The sequence below is a fragment of the Candidatus Woesearchaeota archaeon genome, assembly GCA_016188115.1.
Taxonomy (GTDB): domain Archaea; phylum Nanobdellota; class Nanobdellia; order Woesearchaeales; family GW2011-AR9; genus JACPIK01.
This window is the reverse complement of sequence record JACPIK010000002.1, coordinates 143,017-161,004: the sequence shown is the minus strand read 5'-3', so window position 1 is coordinate 161,004 and position 17,988 is coordinate 143,017. Positions and strand designations below refer to the sequence as shown.

Below are 17,988 nucleotides of genomic sequence, written 5' to 3'. Positions count from 1 at the left end.
GAAGGGGCAAACACCGAATGTTTCGCGTAGAAAATCCAGCTGGTTATCTCTGATGTAAAACGTTCACCGTTCCTAGATTCTTTTGGCGATTATTTTCAATCACTCACGACCACTCTCGGTCAATAGACCGAGAGCATGCTCGGCTACGCCTCGGGTCGTTCGTTCGGACCCTGACCACTCCGATGAATTTTTTTCCGCTTCTCAACCACTTGTGAATACACAAGTGGAATTAGCAGATTAAACGACTGTTCTTGAAAATTTTAGATTCCGGCACTTACATTTGATAGTTTTGTGGTCACCCAGAGCTATTCTCCTCCTGTTTCACAGTAATCTTTATAAACGATAACGCAAGCCTCTACTATCTAAAAAAGGGTACCAGATGACGAGAATAAATCGTATTACTATTCATGGGTTTAAGAGCTTTGCCAATAAGACAGATATTCTCTTAGAAGAGAGGTTTAACTGTATTTTAGGGGCGAATGGCTCAGGTAAGTCAAACATAGGCGACGCGTTATGTTTTGTTCTTGGTCGGCTTAGTGCTAAATCGATGCGGGCAGAGAAAGCATCCAATTTGATTTTTAATGGTGGAAAAAATAAGAAACCAGCAAGTACAGGAACAGTGGAGATTGTTTTTTCTAATGATGAAAAAGAATTTCCTCTTGATGCAAAGGAGATAGTTATTACAAGAACTATTCAGAAAGATGGCGGAAGTACATATTATGTTAATAATAAAAAGAAAACTCGTACAGAGATTCTTGATCTGTTAGCTATTTCTAAAATAAATCCAGACGGATATAATATTGTATTGCAAGGAGATATTACCCGTTTTGTGACGATGACTCCATTAGAGAGACGCAAGATTATCGAAGAAATTAGTGATGTCTCTATCTATGAAGATAAAAAACATAAAGCAATGTTGGAGTTAGAAAAAGTAGAAGAAAAGCTCAACAGCGCAGAAATTATTCTTAAAGAACGTAAGACCTATCTTAAAGAGCTTAAGAAGGATCGCGATCAGGCATTGGAGTTTAAACAACTTAAAGATAAAATTGATTCTCATAAAGCCACATATATTCATCTCCAGATGCAAGATCGTAAAGCGAAGAAAGAAGTGTTTGATAAAGAGGTTGAAAAACATCAATTAAAGATTCAAGATTCTGAAAAGAAAGTGAATGAAGCAAAAGAAGCAATTGCCAAATTACGTGAACAGGTGGTTCAAATTAATCAAGACATTGAACAAAAAGGAGAGAAAGAACAAGTAGAAGTGCATCGTAAGATCGAAGAATTAAAAGTTAATATCGCCAAAGAGAAAACACGTGTTTCCACTCTCAAAGATGAGATTAATAAGATTGGTCAACGTAAAGAGCAATTCCGTCAAGAAGCGCGTGATCTTGAAGAAAAAGCTGATGCATCCCATGGTAAAAAGAAAGAATTAGAGCAAGTCCATAAAGAGAAAGCCCATGAGTTAAAACAAGTGGAAGAGAGTATCGCCCAATTCAAAAAGAAAAATAACATTGAATCTTCTGTAGAATTAGAAAAAGGAATTGAAGAACGAGACCATAAAATTGAAGAAAAACAAGAAGAAGTACAAAAGATTCGGGTTCGTCAACAAGAACTGTTACGAGAAAAAGACCGTATGGAGTATCAACTTCAAACAGTTGAAGAAAAAGTGCGCAAAGTTGCGGAAGTTGCTAAGCAAAATAAAGACCAAATTACTAATTTACAGGATCTCAAGAATAATTTTAAAGCGGCAACGCTACGTCTTAATACGTGCTTAGACCAGGACAGTAGTTTTGCATCCCAATTGGCTAATGCCCGACGTAATGTTGTAGATGCGCAAGAAAAACTTTCTAAAATTCAGGCTAAAGAGATGACTCTTCAGGCAAGTATTTCTAATAATCAAGCACTTAATAGTATTTTAAGTCAAAAGAAGAAGTTTCCCGGAGTATATGGAACAGTTGCTGAATTAGGACAAGTTCCTAAAAAATATGCACCTGCGTTAGAAGCAGCAGCAGCAGGTCGGATGCAATTTATTGTTGTTGATAATGACCAAACTGCGGCAGAATGCATCTCGTTTCTTAAAGCGAATAGATTGGGAGCAGCATCATTTATTCCGCTTAATAAAATTAAAACGCAGGAAATTTCGGGGGAAGATAAAGGATTATTAAAAACTCCCGGTGTTCACGATTTTGCAATTAATATTATTTCATTCAGAGCTGAATATAAAAAAGCATTTTTGTATGTTTTTGGCAATACACTCATCGTTGAGGATATTGATGTTGCGCGTAAAGTGGGTGTTGGAAGAATTAAAATGGCATCGCTTGATGGCAACCTTGCTGAAGCTAGCGGCGTAATGCGTGGTGGATTTAATGCTCGTCGAGAAAGTGTTGGTTTCTTAGAGAAGGATACCGTTGAAGAACGCGAGAAAATGGAAGAGGGTGTTGCTCAATTAGAATCGGTTATTGCTGCGTTAGAAGTAAAACGTGAAGGAAATATGCGTGAAATCACGTCCCTACGCACATCTAAAGCTGAGCTGGAAGCAGAAATAATTAAGTTAGAGAAAACATTACATCTGGAGACGGGCGATCTTGATGCAACGACGGCAATTAAAAAAGAATTAAGCGCACGACTTTTGGAGATGGATGAAGAGATAAATAAAGTACAACGGGAGATAGTGGCATTAAATAAAGATCTAGGAACCCTTAAAGAAGAGAAAAATGTATTACGTTCACAGGTTAATGAATTGCGCAATCCTCGCTTGCTCGCGCAGCTTACAGCATTTGAAGAAACCCGTCAACGATTACGGGAAGAAATGTTACGATTAGAATCTGATGCGAAGAATATGGGATCACAGTTAAGTCAATTAATTGCTCCCGAACAAGAGAAAATGAAAGAGATTATTAAACAGCATGATAAAGAAGAAGCGCAGTTTAAAGAAGAGATTCATCGATTGAGTGAATCAGTTCACGATCAAGAAAAAGTACTCGAACAAAAAGAGAAAGACAGTAAAGAATTCTATTCAAAATACAAAGAATTGTTTACGTTGCGTGAAAAAGTAAGCGCGCAAATTACTGCTTTGGAAAATGATACAGAGAAGTGGCGTGAACAGGCTCGATCTAGCGAACGAGATGTGAATTTAGTTTCACTGCAAAATGCGGAAATCAAAGCGAAATTAGCCGGATTGGAGGAAGAGTTTGCGCGATATCCCCATGCGGTTATCCTTGAAAATAAACATGTTGATGAATTAAAACAGGAGATTAGTAAGTTTGAAGTGATGTTAGGACAACTCTCTACCGTAAACATGAAAGCACTCGAAGTATACGACCAAATCGAACAGGAATATAACAAACTTATTGAGAAAAAAGAGAGTCTTGAAAAAGAAAAGACTGATGTGATGATGCTCATGAATGAAATTGAAACGAAGAAAAAAGAACAATTCATGAAAACATTTGAGATGGCTAATGAACATTTCGGCCGAATTTTTTCGACGTTATTTACGAAAGGAAAAGCCTATTTAGAATTAGACAATCCTACTAATCCCTTTGAAGATGGGTTGAGTATTAAAGTAAAAATTAGTGGAAATCGGTTTATGGATTTGAAAGCTCTTTCTGGTGGAGAGAAAACACTCACTGCTCTCTCGTTTATTTTTGCTATCCAGGAATATCAACCAGCCTCATTCTATATCCTTGATGAGATTGATGCAGCATTGGATAAACATAATGCCCAGTTATTAGCTAATTTGATTCAGGCATACAGTGACCGCGCGCAGTATATTGTGATTTCACATAATGATGCGTTGATTTCTCAAGCCAATACGTTGTATGGCGTCTCAATGGTTGATGGCATATCAAAAGTGACGAGTTTAAAGATATAAGAATCCAACTAAGTGATTTGGTTACGCGTTGGATTTTTAATGGGGAATTAATCATCAAACACCCAATGATGAAGTCCCCTATATAGGATAGAATGGTTTAGTTCTAAAGCCCAGTTTAGGACCATCTTGATATAACCTCGTGGTTTTGATCTCTCTATTGAAAACCAAACATTTATAAACCATAAAAAAATGATTTCTTTATCATTTAAGAGGTGATAGTAATTATGGCTACTCGAAAAAAAACAAGAGGATCTGCTTCTAAAGCTGCAGCTTCCAAATCAATGGAATCAGCAAGCTGTTCTTCAATGAAAGCAGGATGCTGGGACAATCATGCAGTTGCATATGCATTTGCAATTATTGCAGCAGCAAAAGTATTGTTAATAACAATTGTTGGAAAAATGGGCTTTGCCGCAGGATTAGTTGGTATGCTTGACACATATCTTATGTCTTATTCCTCAAGTCTATTAGGCGTTATTGCAGGTATGGCAGAAGCTGCTTTGTATGGTTTAGTTTGCGGTTTCGTTGTTTCCTGGCTCTACAATAGATTTAGTGCATAAATACATTTTTTATTTTTACTTCTTTTTCATTCTCTTTTTGTTTTTGAGTTGTTCTGTGGTTTTGATTTCTAAGTTAAATGGGCGAGGTTAATTTTTAGAGACAAAAAAGTAGACCACGGGTTATAAAATAGAAAAATAAGAAACAGTAGGATTATTAATCAAATCTCGACAAATTCGGTTTTAACTTGTTTTAATGAGGTTAATGATTTTATTTTGATAATACCTTTACGTGAGATTACATTCTTAGTAAATTCATAATACTCATCTTGGTTTTTGGCGCGCACTTTGAGAATCAACTCCCAATCACCCGTACAGATATCAACCGATTCAATCTGAGGATGTTTAGCAAGGTCCTGCGCTATTTTTTCGGGATTGCCGTATTCATCCGGAGAAAGGCTGATTAAGACAAAGACGCAGAAACCCTCATCAATTTTTTTGTAATCAAAGACTGCTTTGTAGCTTTTAATTGCGCCTTCTTTTTCAAGTTTTTTGATGTTATAATGAATAGTTGTTGAGGGTTCTTTGATCTTTTTAGCAATTTGAGATATCTGTGGTGTGCAGTAGCCCACTTTGAACAGATGAATTATTTTAGAGGAAATGTCTTTCATAAATTGTAGATTATACGATTATTTATAATATTTATGGTTTATTTTTGAATATTATACAGATTCTTTTATAATGGAAGACTCATCTTAGAAAAGTATGGAAAGTATATCAGCTTTAGAGATTGAAACAGAAAATGTTGCCAGTGCACAGAAAATCATTCAAAAACACCAATTGGAGGCAGAAGTGATTATGCATGAACACATGGAAGTAATCGGAGTTGATGCCCATATTGCATTACATGGTGGTACTCAGGAGGAATTACTAAAATGTTTGTGCTTCATGTCTAAAGGTCGACCACTTGCAGTTCTGGCATCAGGTGAAGTGAAGATCAATTGTAAGAAAGTGGAAAGAGTAAGTGGCATGAAGGATATACGCATGGCAACTCGTGACGAACTGATGACACATTTTGGTTGTGTGCCTGGTGGTGCCGGAGCTTTAACGATTCCAGACTCAGTTGCACTTTTTGCAGATACAAAATTGTTTGAGAAAAAGATTGTTGTTGGTTCGGCAGGTTCGCCGCACGCTGGACTAAAGATTAAACCAACAGAGATTTTGAAAGTGCGAAAAGTTGTGGTTGATGATTTCGCGAAGGAGGGATAGGAAAATGATACCTGAATTAATTGAGGCTAAGGCACAGCGTGCTGATCATCGGTATTGTAAGTGAAAATCAGATCGTTAGTAAAGATGAAAGCAACGCTAATTCTTTAGTTATTGAAACACTCCCTATCTTAGATTTAGATCACCCAGGTGCAAACGACCCAGCATATAGGAAAAGAAGAGAGGAGATTGTAGCTAAAGCAATTGAATTTCACAGATCAAATTCCATAAATAGAGACATCGCTTTGGTAAGTTACACACAACAAGAGCATGAAGTGTGGAAGCATGTCTCAGAGAAGCTTGCCGTGTTGCATGATAAACATGCTTGCTCTCTTTACAAAGAGGGTCGATCTCTGTTGACATTACCCACAGGAAATGTCCCACAACTACGAGATCTTAATCGAGAACTTGAACGAATTTCTGGTTTTCAACTTGAACCGATTCATGGACTTGTTAGCGCTCATGAATTTATGATGAAATTAAGTGAAGGCGTTATGTTATGCACACAGTACATTCGCCATCATTCTAAACCGGAATTTAGTCCTGAACCAGATATTATTCATGAAGTTTTTGGTCACGTCCCCATGTTTGTACATCCAGAAATAATTGCATTAAATAAACTCATTGGAAACGCAGCACGTAGAGCAACGGAAGAACAACTTTTGTGGTTAAATCGTCTTTACTGGTATAGTTTAGAATATGGACTGATTCAAGAACATACTGGAGTGAAAGCATTTGGTGCAGGACTTCTAGGCGGAATCAAAGATTGTATGAATGCATTTAGTGGGAATTGCGTGATTAAACCGTTTACCATCAAAGAAGTTATTGAAACTGACTATAATTATTCATTTGAGCAACCACTCTTTTTTGTGATACCTTCTTTGGAATGGTTACATAAAGAGATCGAGAGATTTATTAAGTCATTTGCTTGAGAAAAAAGATGAAACCGCTTACCCAATTTGAAATTTCACAATCGCTTACAATGCTTCCTGGATGGAGATCTGAAGACAACGAGCTCATTAAAGAGTTTATTTTTTTATCCTTTCGTGAAGCAATGACATTTTTGATCCGGGTAGGTTTTGAAGCAGAAGAATTGAAGCATCATCCAAAAATTATTAATAGGTACAGCAAGGTGACCCTATTCTTAACAACCCATGATGCAGGAGACAAAGTAACAAATAATGACATTGAACTGGCACTACGAATAGAACAGATCAACAAGTAGATGTCAGAAAAAAATAAAAAAATAAAAAATTCTCTAATTTTTCGCCATGCGAAACAGTGCTAACACAGCAACAATCGCCGTAGCAGGAGCTACGAATACTACCATCAGATTAAAGAATACGGCGATAGCTTGCCAGCCAAACGCTAATGTGGTAACGACGTCGCGGAGTGCACCAAAGCTTAACAAAAATGCCAATGCAGCAATCAGGAATAGACTGATCTCATCATCTTTGACATTAAGTAATCCCACAACTACGCCTAACACGGCCAGAGCAATAACTGCCCATTTTGGAACCGCAGTATAATTTAACAATGCAATAACTGCAGCTCCGATCAATCCAACAATAAATGCAATAACGCCTAATTTAGATCCCTTGCTCATAATATCATCCTCCAGGTAGATTTACTTTTGAGAACTTTGCCTAATTCATGTTTCTAGGCAAGGTTCACTTTATTTTTCAACAGCTTCATTAAGACGAATGTTCTCACCAATTGAATCTATCGCATGATCCCCTACAACCAAATCCTGTTTTAAAAAGCCACGATCAACCGTGATAGAAAGAACATTGTTGGTTTTATTAGTTCGATGAATCTCTTTTACTTTCCCAAGCTCATTGCCTTTAGAATCAAAAACTTTCTTGCCCAAGTATTCTGTAATAGGCACAATACTTAACAGTGCTGCTTTGTTAGTAATTGCAGTGATGTATTCTGAACCAACATAATCACTATCGTTAAAAAGACCTTTACTAATGGTTATACCTTCAACGTGCAACGTGATGGGATCAATGTGAATTGCTTTCACCACCCCTATCTCTTTACCACTACGATCAATAACTTTCTTGCCTTCAATATCTTTGGTTACAAGAAGACCATTCTTTGATTTTGCATGTCGACGAATTTGAGCCATATAATATCACCTCTATTTTCTCCTAGGCGGATTTCTTATATAAAATCCGTATGCTGGAGTTTTTATCAAAATGGCACAATGGGCGTTCTTTTTTTGTGTTTTGATAGTTTAAATTTAATCTTAAGAATAGAAAGTTAATCAAAATTAAGTTTAGAGATAGGTTTTAGCCTTTTCCATAAGCGGAAGAATTTTCTCTACTTCAGCTCTAGTTAGTCGTCCCAACTTAGCAAATGCCATTTCACCATTAGTTCCTTTATTCTCGCGGCTAAGTTGAAGCTTTGGTTGTCCATTATTATATGAAAATACCGCAACTGTAATCTTACTTTTATCTGAATCAAAAGAAGCACTGAAGATTTCTTTATCCATTGACTTATCGAAAGCGGCCATGTTTAGACATCCAAGTTCTGAACTTCTTTAGCATGTTTCTCAATAAAATCCCGACGTGGTTCTACTTCGTCTCCCATAAGAATAGTAAACATTTGATCAGCGACAACGGCATCTTCAACAGCAACTTGTTTGAGTTTTCGCACACTTGGATCCATCGTTGTCTCCCAAAGCTGGGTAGGATTCATTTCTCCTAGACCTTTATAGCGTTGAATGGTGAGTCCTTCCATACCACCCATCGCGGCTACTGTACGTTCTTTTTCTGCGTCACTGTATACATATTCAACTTTCTTGCCTTTCGCAATACGATACAAAGGAGGCATGGCAACATAAATGTGACCTTGCTCTACCAATGCTTTCATGTAGCGATAAAAGAATGTAAGAATTAAAGTCATAATATGCGAGCCGTCAACATCTGCATCAGTCATAATGATAATTTTGTCATAGCGTAATTTTTCAATATGAAAATCATCTCCTGCACCAGTTCCAATGGCAGTGATCATGGTGATGATTTCTTTGTTTTCAAGAATCTTATGTAAACGAGCTTTTTCAACATTGAGAATTTTACCACGAAGTGGAAGGATAGCTTGGAATTCACGGTTGCGGCCTTGTTTAGCAGAACCACCAGCGGAATCTCCCTCAACAAGATACACTTCACATTGTTTAGGATCACGATTACTGCAATCTGCTAGTTTTCCCGGAAGACCAGCACCTTCAAGAGCACCTTTACGTCGAGTTAATTCCCGCGCTTTGTGCGCTGCTTCACGAGCGCGAGCAGCATCGAGACATTTACTTACAATAATTTTAATGTCTTGTGGATGTTCGTTAAAATAAGTTGTGAGCTGATCATGAGTAATAGAACTCACAATGCCAAAGACATCGCTGTTTCCTAATTTGCTTTTGGTTTGTCCCTCAAAAAGAGGTTCATGAACTTTGACAGAGACAACGGCAGTAAGTCCTTCTTTCACGTCATCTCCCGTAAATTTCTCGGCTTTACCGTTCGTGATGGTTGCTGCGAAGTTGTTGAGAATACGCGTGATCGCGGTTTTAAATCCAGAGAGATGAGTTCCCCCTTCAATAGTGTTAATGTTGTTTACAAAAGAGAACACATTTTCTTGGTACCCTGCATTATAACGCAGAGAGATTTCAACAACGACATCGTCTTTTTCTTTTTCAAAATAAATGACCGAATGAAGAGGTTGTTTGTTTTGATCGAGATATTCCACGAATTGTTTGATACCACCAGTGTAATGGAAGAGGTCTAATTTATTTTCTTCACGTTCGTCTTTGAGTTCAATTTTGATGCCTTTATTGAGAAACGCTAATTCGCGTAAACGTTTTGCTAAGACATCATAATGATAAGTAGTTTCTTCAGTAAAAATAGTAGAATCGGGTTTGAATGTAACCGTAGTGCCTCTACGAGTAGTCATCCCTTGCATTTCCAATGGTCCTAATGGTTTTCCTTGACTGTACTTTTGTACGAAAAGTTTGCCATCACGTTCTACGGTAACAGTAAGCGCAATGGAAAGAGCATTAACCACACTCACGCCAACTCCGTGTAAACCGCCAGATACTTTGTAAGTATTTTTGTCGAATTTACCCCCAGCATGTAGTTTGGTAAGCGCAACTTCTACAGCAGAGATCCCGTATTTAGGATGCATATCAGTGGGAATACCACGACCATCATCAATTACGGTGATGGAGTTGTCTACGTGGATTATGACTGTGATATTTTTACAAAAACCAGCGAGAGCTTCGTCCACGGAGTTGTCAACAATTTCGTAGACTAAATGATGTAAACCACGAATACTAGTGTCCCCAATGTACATCCCAGGGCGTTTACGTACAGCTTCAAGACCTTCAAGAACAGTGATGTTAGATGCATTGTACTCGTTAGGTGGTGTTGGTTGATCGGACATTTTTCGGCTCTTTTTTGATTGATTTTTGGAACTTTCTATCAGCTAGATTTCTCGACGAGAAACTGTTAATTTTTGGAGTGTTTTGGGCTTTATAAATCTGTTGGTAGAGAAGGACGAGATAGAGGGTAGAATAGAGAGGTTAAAATAGTAAGATTATCGGAGAGTTAAGGTTTTAAAGAAGCACGCAAAGAGATAACTATGCTACGACCACAGCCAGATTATCACAAGCTTTTTTTTCGACTTTCGTATCCTGCAACTATTGTGCGAGATCTCCATTTTCCAGGATCTAGAACTGGTATCGCGCCAGCACGAAATGAGGATCTCAATTCCGAGGCTCTCAATTTATACCGCAGTTTAGCTGATATGGCAACAAGAGCTTCAACAATTGAGGATTGGTTGGATGTGTTAATTGAAAGAAAAGAAGTATTATCAGACAAAGGAGAAATGGTAAAAGGACAATTTAGGCTGTCTTCCCTACATCTTGCATTTCCTTATGGATCTGCATTTAGAGATATGCAGGAATTAGGTTTTCGCAATAGTTGTGGATTATACTTCCCTAAAACTCCCGTGAGTATTGGAAGAGTGCGAGATTGTTTAGCTGCGCCAAATTTAGAAAGATTGACATTATTTTATACTGCACAGACATAAGGTTGGATAAGAGAAGGTTAAGAAGAATCTCTGGAAAATTTATCACCATATCCAAATGTAGGATAATGGTCCTCATTTTTTGTTAATACCAAATTCCCATTGTCAGATACATATTCTCTTAATCCAACGTGAAGCCCCCCTCCTTGAGGAAATGCGATAAGTTCACCAACTTGGTATCTTTTTTGGCTGTCAAGCACGAAGCAATTAATTTGTAATAGATTGGTTTGAGAATGAGCACATGGTTGTTGGGCAATCCACCCTACATCTTGTTCTATTTCACCGAGTCTGCTGACAGCAATATAATATTGAATTTTGACTTCGGTTTCAAGTGTCATTTTTTTGAGCAATATGTTTCAATGGGTTTGTCAAAGATTTATTCATAGTCACCACAGCTATACCTAAAATTCTCTTTAACTAACTGTAATGCGTCATCTCTAAGTTCGTACTTTCTACTAGCACTCCAGCGATGACCAATATATTCGCTTACTTCGTATTCTTTATTGACTTTGGGAAAGATAGAACATCCATTTTGCCAAGGGGAAAGAGTTGCAGTTATTTCCAGATTGGTCGTACGACTACAGGTAGGAGCTTGTGTTGCAATCCAAATTAGATCTTGTTGAATCTCAGGTAATTGATTCAAGGGAATATGAAATTCAATTTTTACTTTTGTTTGCAAAACCATTTTTTATTTGTGTAATGAGCTTTTTTTAAACCCTACTACAATAATTAGACCTCATCGGCGCGCCAGTGGGGTTTGATCTCTACATCGCCAGACTCGTCTTTGCGCAGCCAACCTTCCCACGCAATCATGACACCTTGGTCTCCAGCAAGATCCATCGGCACGTTGTAAAATGTTGCGCCGCGTTCTTTGCACATGATTTCAAGCATCTCACAAAATCGTTTGTTGGCTCCTACGCCACCTACGAGAATCAGTTCATTTTTCTCAGTATGTGCCATGGCACGTTCGACGACCTCGGTGCACATGGCAAAGCAGGTTTCTTGTAGTGAGAAACAGAGATCTTCGACTTTTTCTCCTTTTTTGAAGAGTTGTTCTGCTCTGGTTAATGGACCAGAAAATGAAATATCCATACCCTTGATAGTGTAGGGAAGTTCAACGTATTTACCACTCTTAGCTAATTGTTCAACTTTCGGACCAGCAGGAAAACCAAGGTTGGTGATCCGGCCAAATTTGTCGAGCATGTTGCCAAGCCCAATATCCAGTGTTTCGCCCATGACCCGATATTTACCATTGATTTGCACAATGATTTGAGTGTTGACACCTGAGACATAGAGGTAACAAGGATCTTTGGCGTTGCTTGTTAACGCACCGATACTAAGATGTGCACAACAGTGATTAACCGCAACAAGTTTCTTTTTGTGTTGTGTAGCCCATTCCTTGGCTTTGTGATATCCAGCCCATAACGCAGGGTCGAGACCGGGACCTGCGGAGTAGGAGATGAATGAAATATCTTCCCAATTGCAGCCGGCAGTTTTGAATGCTTTTTCGAGAATGGTTTGCGCTACAGCTTTATGATGATTTGCAATCTCATCGGGGATCATGCCTTTGTCAGGAGAGGTGTAACTATCTTTGATGTTGGCAAGAATTTTTCCATTACTGGTAATGATGCCAATGCCAAATGTATGGGCAGTGGTTTCGACTCCAAGGATAAGTTGTGGATGTGACATTTTGCGTTTATATTTTTAGAGAGGTTGTGTTTTGGAATTGTAAGTTTGTGAGGTATAGAATGCAGGATAGTTAAAAAAGTTAGGGAGGAAAATAAAGAATTTTTTTATTTAACGATCTGGGCATAGTTATTCATAACGTCAGCTAAAAGTCTGCCCCCAGCGTAACATTTCTCAGGCGTTTCTTTTGTAGGGCAAAATCGCAAATATGATAATGCATGATCTGCTTCTTCATTTCGTTCACGTAAAGTGCGAGCCGGACTACTTAATCTTTGAGGTTGACAAATCCACCTATCACCACTCGTGACACCCATGCCATACTTCTTGCCTAAAGCTTCGACAAGAAAAGGAGCATCAATCCCAGATTCTTTTTTTGTAAGTTGGAATGTGAGTATAGGCATGCCTAGAAAAGCTTGTTCGAACCTTCCAAGGTTCCTTGTCTCTTCACTGGTGCCATCTTGATAACCCCGAACCAGAGCTTGCGAATTTCTAATTAACATTTGTCGAACTTTTTCTCCATACCCAGTCCGGTATAAACCTTCTGTAACTACTGATGCAACCGAAGAACAACCCCCGCACTCAATGTCAAAATTTGAGAAAGTAATTCCTCGTTCTTGAGGGATAAGTGTCCATGTTACACCAAGACCCCGAGCACCAAAGCGTTTAGATGTGGTTTCAACTATGATACTATGTTTAGAATATTGAGAGGCATGGGGTTCACCTTGTTGACGCAAGCCTCGAAAGACATCATCAAAGATTGGAACAATACCATATCTTTCAGAAACGGCTTCAATAATTTGAACATGCCCCTCTTTTAATTGATACCCCTGAGGATTACCGGGATCAACAAGAATAACTGCTGCAGCACGATCAAGAATTGGTAATCTAGTAAAATTTTCTACAAAACGATCGGCAGATGGTGCAAAGAAAGCATAAGAAGTCGCTTTGTCATTAAACTGTGCTACATTCTGACAAAGTCCGTCAAAAATCCAATTGGGCGAAGCATACAAGATATAGGGTTTTTGAGGAGTCACTAACGATTCTAATAATCCTACTAAAGCACCACGTGCACCTTGGGCAGTAACATATATCTCAACAGTAGAAAGATCTCTGGCGATCTCAGTGGTGAGGATTTCTCGAACAACTTCTTCTATTGGCTTTGACCCTCGATGTTTACAGTGTTGGGTTTGAGCGTCAAATATTTTTGAAAGCCAGCGTAACTCTTCTTCATTTTCACCAAAAGGAACTAAACCAATGTTTGCATCAAGAAAATCGAAATCAGGAAAACCAAAAAAACTACCGTAAGGAAGATGAGGACCAGCAGCCATGGTTTCTTGCTGAGGTACTACTTTTATACTGTGCTCTTTAAGTAATTTTTCAAGAGATTCAGCTAATGGATCAGGAGAAGGAGATTTTGGCATATTTATCCTCTGGAGTAAGATTGTATTTCATCAGCTAAAATCGTTGCTGCTTGTGATAGATCATCTGCATCAAGATTACCAACAGTGATACGCAATTTTTTTTGAAGAACAGATGGAAGGAAGTATTTACGCGCTATTGCTTCTGGAACAAACATTTGCATAGGGGCAGTTTGTACACCATATTGCTTTAATGAGTCCGAGAATTGTCTTGCAGTGAGAGGAAATTCTGGTTCAAACTCTAAGAGAGTTGTAAGATGTGTTGGTGAAGGACGAACGATTTTCACAGGGGCATTGGGTGCTCTTTCACTTAGAATCCGATCGAATATTTTATTTCTTTTCTCTAATTCATCAAGTGCGGGTTGAGTAGCATATTGTAATGCAAGATGTAACCTATACCCTGCATAACTATTACACATTTCCCCCACACAGCCCTCAAGATATAACCTCTCACCCTCAGGCGCAACGACATAAGAAAAGTCATCAAATAATTCGTCACCAAAACGCTTCGTGAATCCTTCGAGGACATATGGTCTTGTAAAATAACGAGCAATACTATCGCGTTGACCGATTGGTTGAACTCCTCGTAATACATCATCAATGATAATATCTATCCCATATTGAAGAGCAATGTTATCAATCTCTGCTGCTCCTTGGGCAGACAAATTCATCATGAGGGGAACACTAGGACACGCAAGTATAAGTCCCCCTACCATTTCGCTTTTTGCAGCATCTCTAAATGAGGAAATTAACTCATCTTCATTCGTACCCCCTATAACATAGGGTTGATATGATTGTTCACAATCCCAAAAATGCCAATTAGGAAGAGGAATAGCGATACCTCTTCTTTTTGAATTTGAAGAATGCTTAAATATTTCATCAACGGCCTTGCGAGTGGATCCGTGAACCCGTTGAATTCGATGAGCAGGAATACGCAATGAGGTTTCGTTTGTAATCATTTGCGCAATAACATCTTCAACATGAGGTAAATCAGTATACTCTTCACCCCACTCAATGTTTTCTAATCGTTCTCTATCATAAGCAGGGAAGAGAGAGAAAGGGGAAAAATTATAATGTGCAGACGCGAGATCATATTTTAGGTCATTTTCTTGACTATCACCAGCAGCAGAAAATAAATCTTTTAAACTGCCAGAGGAAGATATAACTCGAAAAACATATCGTTTGTCATTTGTCATGGTAAAGCCAGATTCTTTTAGTCACTAAAAAGTAGTTATTTAAAAGTGTTTCGCCTGTTTTCGGTTCAGGCGTGACATTTAAATAAAAGAGTATCCTTTTCTCTAGCATGAAAAGAGAGTGGAAGATCCATTTGATTTATGGCGCAGTTTTGTTAATAGTAGTTCTAGGTCTTTTAGTATATCAAAACAATCAGGAAAAAACCATGCGCACAGAATTTACGGATCGGTTTGATTCCTTATCACAGCAATTAGAGCAACAGCGACATAACCTTTCTGCGCAGATTGCGTCGCTGGGTCAAGAAGTAGATGTGAAAACAACTCAATTAGATAAATCAATCCAAGAACGTGGTCAAGAAATCGCTGGCTTAAGCGGTAAGCTTGATGAAGTGGAGACCCAAAGTAAAGAAGAGGTTGCAAAGTTACAAGATTCACTATCACGACTTAAATTAGAGAATCAAGATTTCTCTCAAGTTATTGATGATTCTATTCCTTCCGTTGTAAGTATTTCGACAAATACAGGTAGCGGTAGCGGATTTATCATTGATGATAATGGCAATATTGTGACAAACTATCATGTTATTGAAGGGGCAACGGCTGCTGTGGTTGAAACGTCTGATGGCAGGCGACATCGTGTGAAAGTGGTTGGATTTAATCAGCGTGCGGATGTGGCTGTGTTGCAGATTAATGCTACGGGACTCGACCCAATCCGTTTTGGTGATTCTGATAGTTTGAGAGTGGGAGAGAAAGTAATTGCGGTAGGAAATCCTGGTGGATTTGATTTTAGTGTGAGTCAAGGTATTGTGAGCAATACACAACGAGTTGATGGTAGCGGGCGAGAATTAGTGCAAATTGATGTACCCATTAATCCTGGCAATTCTGGCGGACCATTAATTAACGCTGCAGGACAAGTTGTGGGGGTTAATACGCTTAAGATTAAAGATTTTGAAGGCATTGGTTTTGCATTGAGTTCGAATTATGTTGAAAGAATTGTAGAAGACATATTGAGATCATAATCACCTTATTTTATTCTATTTTCGGACTCAATTTTTATAAAGAAATTGCAGCATTTTAATTGAATGAGTCAAGAACTTACAGCCCAGGAAGCGTTATGTCGTGTTGTATTAGAACGAACGGCCCAATATCGTCGAGTTTTAGATATAGGACTAGAGGATATATTTAGGCTAGGCAAAGATCTGATCGAAGGACCTGCTCCCTCATTCTCGCCAATTCCAGATGCTCAAAGAGAAACTTATGTGGTGTTATATCATGCTTGTATTACTGACCCTAACCCTACGTTTCTATATCGCCCTGACACTGCACAGTTTGCGATTGCTCCTCAAGGTCTTCAACGCTTTTGGCCAAAAGTAAGTGCAGTAGAATCGTCGCAGAAACTAGCACATTATGTAGGAAGACATGTCGCAATCAATGGATATGTTGCAGGTGAGTGTATTTTCTATCCAGAAGTTGATTTAGAACAAAGAGCAACTCTACCCGAAATTCCGTTTGAGCACGCATTAGGATCATCACTGATTCCTGCTGGTGCAACGTATAAAGGAAGGTACGGCACTAATCGTCTTGAGATTAATGTTGCTGTAAACACAGAACAAGAAGCATGTGAACTAGTTGATAAACCGCTTTTTGTAATAGGAAAGCTACATCGAAGTAATAAGAGCCTCTATCTTAATCCCACTTTTATGCGTGATGCGTTAGTGCAAACCAGATGATTGTTCTGGACTTTCTTAAGTTTTATAAAGAGGTGCTTGGCTTGAATTTGTATGGCAGGATTATATACCGCACGAGAAGCATTAGAGATTTTAGCAAAAGATCCAACATATGTTGCAACGACAACGAACGCAGACTGGCTCGCAGAAGCAGTGGCAACTGTGATCGGAAGAAGAGCTAAGCATGACAATGCCATTTTTTATGATTTGGAAGAGGCTAAGCTTATTTCTGATCCCGTGGGATTACAACGCTTCTGGAAACGAGTAACGTCAGTAGAGCCAGATCAGGCGTTAGAAGATCATCTTAAACAAGTAGTTTGTATTAATGGATATGTCGTAAATAGGGCTTACACAGTTCCAGATAAAACTCTCGATTCTGATGCCACAGACTTAACTCATTCTCAAGTTAAACCTGGTTTAGTAGCAGCGCAAGGGACTTATGGAAAAACTTCTTTCAATATTTCTTTGAAGATAGGTGATAAAAGAAAATCTGCAGAGATAGTCGGAAAAAGTTATGTTTTAATTGGTGAATTGACCTATGCTTTAGATGTATTGCATCTGGAAGCTGGGATTATGCAAGAAGCATTGAGAAAGAAATGAATTAAGAATAGTATCATGATGAAAGTTCTTATTGTTTTTTTTCTGTAGGTATTTTTGTGCCTCTCTGAGAAAAAAGATCGGTCACTACTCGGTGTGCACGTCGTATTCGGTGCGAGAATGGTGCATGATATTTCTCTTCCCAAATCACTCTAACAAGATTAGACTCCCACGCAAGATCCGAAGGGGAATCTCTCCAGGGAATTGTTGCATCGGACCAATCTTCGACAAATATTCTTTGCGTTGCATAACCACATTGTTGGAGAGAGTATTTATAATCATCAGCAAGATCAACGAGATGACTAAAAGGGTTCTTCCTACCGCAAAGAGCAGAATGACGAGAATTACCCATACTGAAATATCCTTCTTGAGTTTTATACAAAAATGCAGCGTGAGAATCTTCTTCTCCGGTTTGGACCATAACATCCATAGCCAGCATGAGTGGTCGATAACCAAATTGCCCCATTAGGTGAGCTGCAACTAAAGAACTATCCAAACAGTGCCCTTTCATTCGACTAAGTGTTGTTTGCGCAGATTGAAGTTGATAGGGCTCAGCACATTCATACTCAATTTTGTCAATAATCCGTCGTACATCCTCAATAGTTGTTACGAAAGAATGGAACGAAGATGAATGAAATGAAGGTGGTTGCGAAGTCATCG

General features: G+C 38.6%; 20 protein-coding genes. 9 read left to right on the top strand and 11 right to left on the bottom strand.

The features are described from left to right. Positions 1-379 precede the first annotated feature (379 nt). Both smc and HYV86_00900 read left to right on the top strand, forming a co-directional pair. Positions 380-3,871 carry a chromosome segregation protein SMC gene (gene smc / locus HYV86_00905; GenBank protein ID MBI2572395.1) on the top strand — a complete coding sequence of 1,164 codons (3,492 nt, stop codon included), beginning with the start codon at positions 380-382 and terminating at the stop codon, positions 3,869-3,871. Positions 3,872-4,095: 224 nt separating this feature from the next. Then, positions 4,096-4,428: a hypothetical protein gene (locus HYV86_00900; protein MBI2572394.1), complete on the top strand. Its 333-nt coding sequence runs from the start codon at positions 4,096-4,098 to the stop codon at positions 4,426-4,428. A gap of 158 nt (positions 4,429-4,586) precedes the next feature. Here the strand turns inward: HYV86_00900 and HYV86_00895 are convergent, their stop codons facing one another. Further along, positions 4,587-5,036 (bottom strand): Lrp/AsnC family transcriptional regulator, encoded by a 450-nt coding sequence (locus HYV86_00895; GenBank protein MBI2572393.1) that lies wholly within the window; start codon positions 5,034-5,036, stop codon positions 4,587-4,589. Positions 5,037-5,130: 94 nt separating this feature from the next. Between HYV86_00895 and HYV86_00890 the strand changes: the two genes are divergently transcribed. From HYV86_00890 to HYV86_00880, 3 genes are read left to right on the top strand one after another with little or no spacing between them, the layout of a single operon-like run. Then, positions 5,131-5,634: a YbaK/EbsC family protein gene (locus HYV86_00890; GenBank protein MBI2572392.1), complete on the top strand. Its 504-nt coding sequence runs from the start codon at positions 5,131-5,133 to the stop codon at positions 5,632-5,634. A gap of 38 nt (positions 5,635-5,672) precedes the next feature. Then, positions 5,673-6,563, top strand: coding sequence for a hypothetical protein (locus HYV86_00885; protein ID MBI2572391.1), 891 nt, complete (start codon positions 5,673-5,675; stop codon positions 6,561-6,563). An 8-nt stretch (positions 6,564-6,571) separates the two neighbouring features. Next, a complete protein-coding gene (locus HYV86_00880; protein ID MBI2572390.1) occupies positions 6,572-6,856 on the top strand; it encodes a 4a-hydroxytetrahydrobiopterin dehydratase in 285 nt (94 codons plus the stop codon). A 33-nt stretch (positions 6,857-6,889) separates the two neighbouring features. Here HYV86_00880 and HYV86_00875 read toward each other — a convergent pair whose 3' ends face one another. The 4 genes from HYV86_00875 to gyrB all read right to left on the bottom strand — a co-directional run bounded on the left by HYV86_00875 (position 6,890) and on the right by gyrB (position 10,065). Then, positions 6,890-7,237, bottom strand: coding sequence for a hypothetical protein (locus HYV86_00875; protein MBI2572389.1), 348 nt, complete (start codon positions 7,235-7,237; stop codon positions 6,890-6,892). Between the two features lie 69 nt (positions 7,238-7,306). Continuing rightward, positions 7,307-7,762 (bottom strand): PRC-barrel domain-containing protein, encoded by a 456-nt coding sequence (locus tag HYV86_00870; GenBank protein ID MBI2572388.1) that lies wholly within the window; start codon positions 7,760-7,762, stop codon positions 7,307-7,309. Positions 7,763-7,912: 150 nt separating this feature from the next. Next, positions 7,913-8,149: a hypothetical protein gene (locus HYV86_00865; protein MBI2572387.1), complete on the bottom strand. Its 237-nt coding sequence runs from the start codon at positions 8,147-8,149 to the stop codon at positions 7,913-7,915. A 2-nt stretch (positions 8,150-8,151) separates the two neighbouring features. Then, a complete protein-coding gene (gene gyrB, locus HYV86_00860) occupies positions 8,152-10,065 on the bottom strand; it encodes a DNA topoisomerase (ATP-hydrolyzing) subunit B (protein ID MBI2572386.1) in 1,914 nt (637 codons plus the stop codon). Positions 10,066-10,263: 198 nt separating this feature from the next. Here gyrB and HYV86_00855 point away from each other — a divergent pair, with 198 nt between their 5' ends. Next, a complete protein-coding gene (locus HYV86_00855) occupies positions 10,264-10,713 on the top strand; it encodes a hypothetical protein (protein ID MBI2572385.1) in 450 nt (149 codons plus the stop codon). A 17-nt stretch (positions 10,714-10,730) separates the two neighbouring features. On the opposite strand, the gene HYV86_00850 is transcribed toward HYV86_00855, so the two are convergent. The 5 genes from HYV86_00850 to HYV86_00830 all read right to left on the bottom strand — a co-directional run bounded on the left by HYV86_00850 (position 10,731) and on the right by HYV86_00830 (position 15,010). Beyond that, the gene (locus tag HYV86_00850) at positions 10,731-11,048 is read right to left on the bottom strand and encodes a hypothetical protein (protein ID MBI2572384.1); all 318 of its coding nucleotides are present in this window, start codon (positions 11,046-11,048) and stop codon (positions 10,731-10,733) included. 38 nt (positions 11,049-11,086) lie between these two features. Next, positions 11,087-11,395 (bottom strand): hypothetical protein, encoded by a 309-nt coding sequence (locus HYV86_00845; GenBank protein ID MBI2572383.1) that lies wholly within the window; start codon positions 11,393-11,395, stop codon positions 11,087-11,089. A gap of 44 nt (positions 11,396-11,439) precedes the next feature. Continuing rightward, positions 11,440-12,399, bottom strand: a complete 960-nt coding sequence (tsaD, locus tag HYV86_00840) for a tRNA (adenosine(37)-N6)-threonylcarbamoyltransferase complex transferase subunit TsaD (protein ID MBI2572382.1) — start codon at positions 12,397-12,399, stop codon at positions 11,440-11,442. Between the two features lie 104 nt (positions 12,400-12,503). After that, positions 12,504-13,817, bottom strand: coding sequence for an aminotransferase class I/II-fold pyridoxal phosphate-dependent enzyme (locus HYV86_00835; protein ID MBI2572381.1), 1,314 nt, complete (start codon positions 13,815-13,817; stop codon positions 12,504-12,506). Between the two features lie 2 nt (positions 13,818-13,819). Further along, complete coding sequence (locus HYV86_00830; protein ID MBI2572380.1) at positions 13,820-15,010, bottom strand: hypothetical protein; 1,191 nt, start codon at positions 15,008-15,010, stop codon at positions 13,820-13,822. Between the two features lie 107 nt (positions 15,011-15,117). Here HYV86_00830 and HYV86_00825 point away from each other — a divergent pair, with 107 nt between their 5' ends. The 3 genes from HYV86_00825 (at position 15,118) to HYV86_00815 (ending at position 17,331) form a co-directional block, all read left to right on the top strand. Continuing rightward, positions 15,118-16,023, top strand: coding sequence for a trypsin-like peptidase domain-containing protein (locus HYV86_00825; protein ID MBI2572379.1), 906 nt, complete (start codon positions 15,118-15,120; stop codon positions 16,021-16,023). 63 nt (positions 16,024-16,086) lie between these two features. Continuing rightward, the gene (locus HYV86_00820) at positions 16,087-16,734 is read left to right on the top strand and encodes a hypothetical protein (GenBank protein ID MBI2572378.1); all 648 of its coding nucleotides are present in this window, start codon (positions 16,087-16,089) and stop codon (positions 16,732-16,734) included. 51 nt (positions 16,735-16,785) lie between these two features. Continuing rightward, positions 16,786-17,331: a hypothetical protein gene (locus HYV86_00815; GenBank protein MBI2572377.1), complete on the top strand. Its 546-nt coding sequence runs from the start codon at positions 16,786-16,788 to the stop codon at positions 17,329-17,331. 28 nt (positions 17,332-17,359) lie between these two features. Here the strand turns inward: HYV86_00815 and HYV86_00810 are convergent, their stop codons facing one another. After that, the gene (locus tag HYV86_00810) at positions 17,360-17,986 is read right to left on the bottom strand and encodes a hypothetical protein (GenBank protein MBI2572376.1); all 627 of its coding nucleotides are present in this window, start codon (positions 17,984-17,986) and stop codon (positions 17,360-17,362) included. Positions 17,987-17,988: the final 2 nt, after the last annotated feature.

Excerpts from the sequence above, each read along its gene's own strand:
- HYV86_00810 (MBI2572376.1), bottom strand. The coding sequence starts at position 17,986 with ATGACTTCGCAACCACCTTCATTTCATTCATCTTCGTTCCATTCTTTC.
- HYV86_00825 (MBI2572379.1), top strand. The coding sequence starts at position 15,118 with ATGAAAAGAGAGTGGAAGATCCATTTGATTTATGGCGCAGTTTTGTTA.
- HYV86_00890 (MBI2572392.1), top strand. The coding sequence starts at position 5,131 with ATGGAAAGTATATCAGCTTTAGAGATTGAAACAGAAAATGTTGCCAGT.
- HYV86_00900 (MBI2572394.1), top strand. The coding sequence starts at position 4,096 with ATGGCTACTCGAAAAAAAACAAGAGGATCTGCTTCTAAAGCTGCAGCT.
- smc (MBI2572395.1), top strand. The coding sequence starts at position 380 with ATGACGAGAATAAATCGTATTACTATTCATGGGTTTAAGAGCTTTGCC.
- tsaD (MBI2572382.1), bottom strand. The coding sequence starts at position 12,399 with ATGTCACATCCACAACTTATCCTTGGAGTCGAAACCACTGCCCATACA.
- HYV86_00850 (MBI2572384.1), bottom strand. The coding sequence starts at position 11,048 with ATGACACTTGAAACCGAAGTCAAAATTCAATATTATATTGCTGTCAGC.
- HYV86_00845 (MBI2572383.1), bottom strand. The coding sequence starts at position 11,395 with ATGGTTTTGCAAACAAAAGTAAAAATTGAATTTCATATTCCCTTGAAT.
- HYV86_00875 (MBI2572389.1), bottom strand. The coding sequence starts at position 7,237 with ATGAGCAAGGGATCTAAATTAGGCGTTATTGCATTTATTGTTGGATTG.
- HYV86_00870 (MBI2572388.1), bottom strand. The coding sequence starts at position 7,762 with ATGGCTCAAATTCGTCGACATGCAAAATCAAAGAATGGTCTTCTTGTA.
- HYV86_00865 (MBI2572387.1), bottom strand. The coding sequence starts at position 8,149 with ATGGCCGCTTTCGATAAGTCAATGGATAAAGAAATCTTCAGTGCTTCT.
- gyrB (MBI2572386.1), bottom strand. The coding sequence starts at position 10,065 with ATGTCCGATCAACCAACACCACCTAACGAGTACAATGCATCTAACATC.
- HYV86_00855 (MBI2572385.1), top strand. The coding sequence starts at position 10,264 with ATGCTACGACCACAGCCAGATTATCACAAGCTTTTTTTTCGACTTTCG.
- HYV86_00830 (MBI2572380.1), bottom strand. The coding sequence starts at position 15,010 with ATGACAAATGACAAACGATATGTTTTTCGAGTTATATCTTCCTCTGGC.
- HYV86_00895 (MBI2572393.1), bottom strand. The coding sequence starts at position 5,036 with ATGAAAGACATTTCCTCTAAAATAATTCATCTGTTCAAAGTGGGCTAC.
- HYV86_00820 (MBI2572378.1), top strand. The coding sequence starts at position 16,087 with ATGAGTCAAGAACTTACAGCCCAGGAAGCGTTATGTCGTGTTGTATTA.
- HYV86_00880 (MBI2572390.1), top strand. The coding sequence starts at position 6,572 with ATGAAACCGCTTACCCAATTTGAAATTTCACAATCGCTTACAATGCTT.
- HYV86_00835 (MBI2572381.1), bottom strand. The coding sequence starts at position 13,817 with ATGCCAAAATCTCCTTCTCCTGATCCATTAGCTGAATCTCTTGAAAAA.
- HYV86_00815 (MBI2572377.1), top strand. The coding sequence starts at position 16,786 with ATGGCAGGATTATATACCGCACGAGAAGCATTAGAGATTTTAGCAAAA.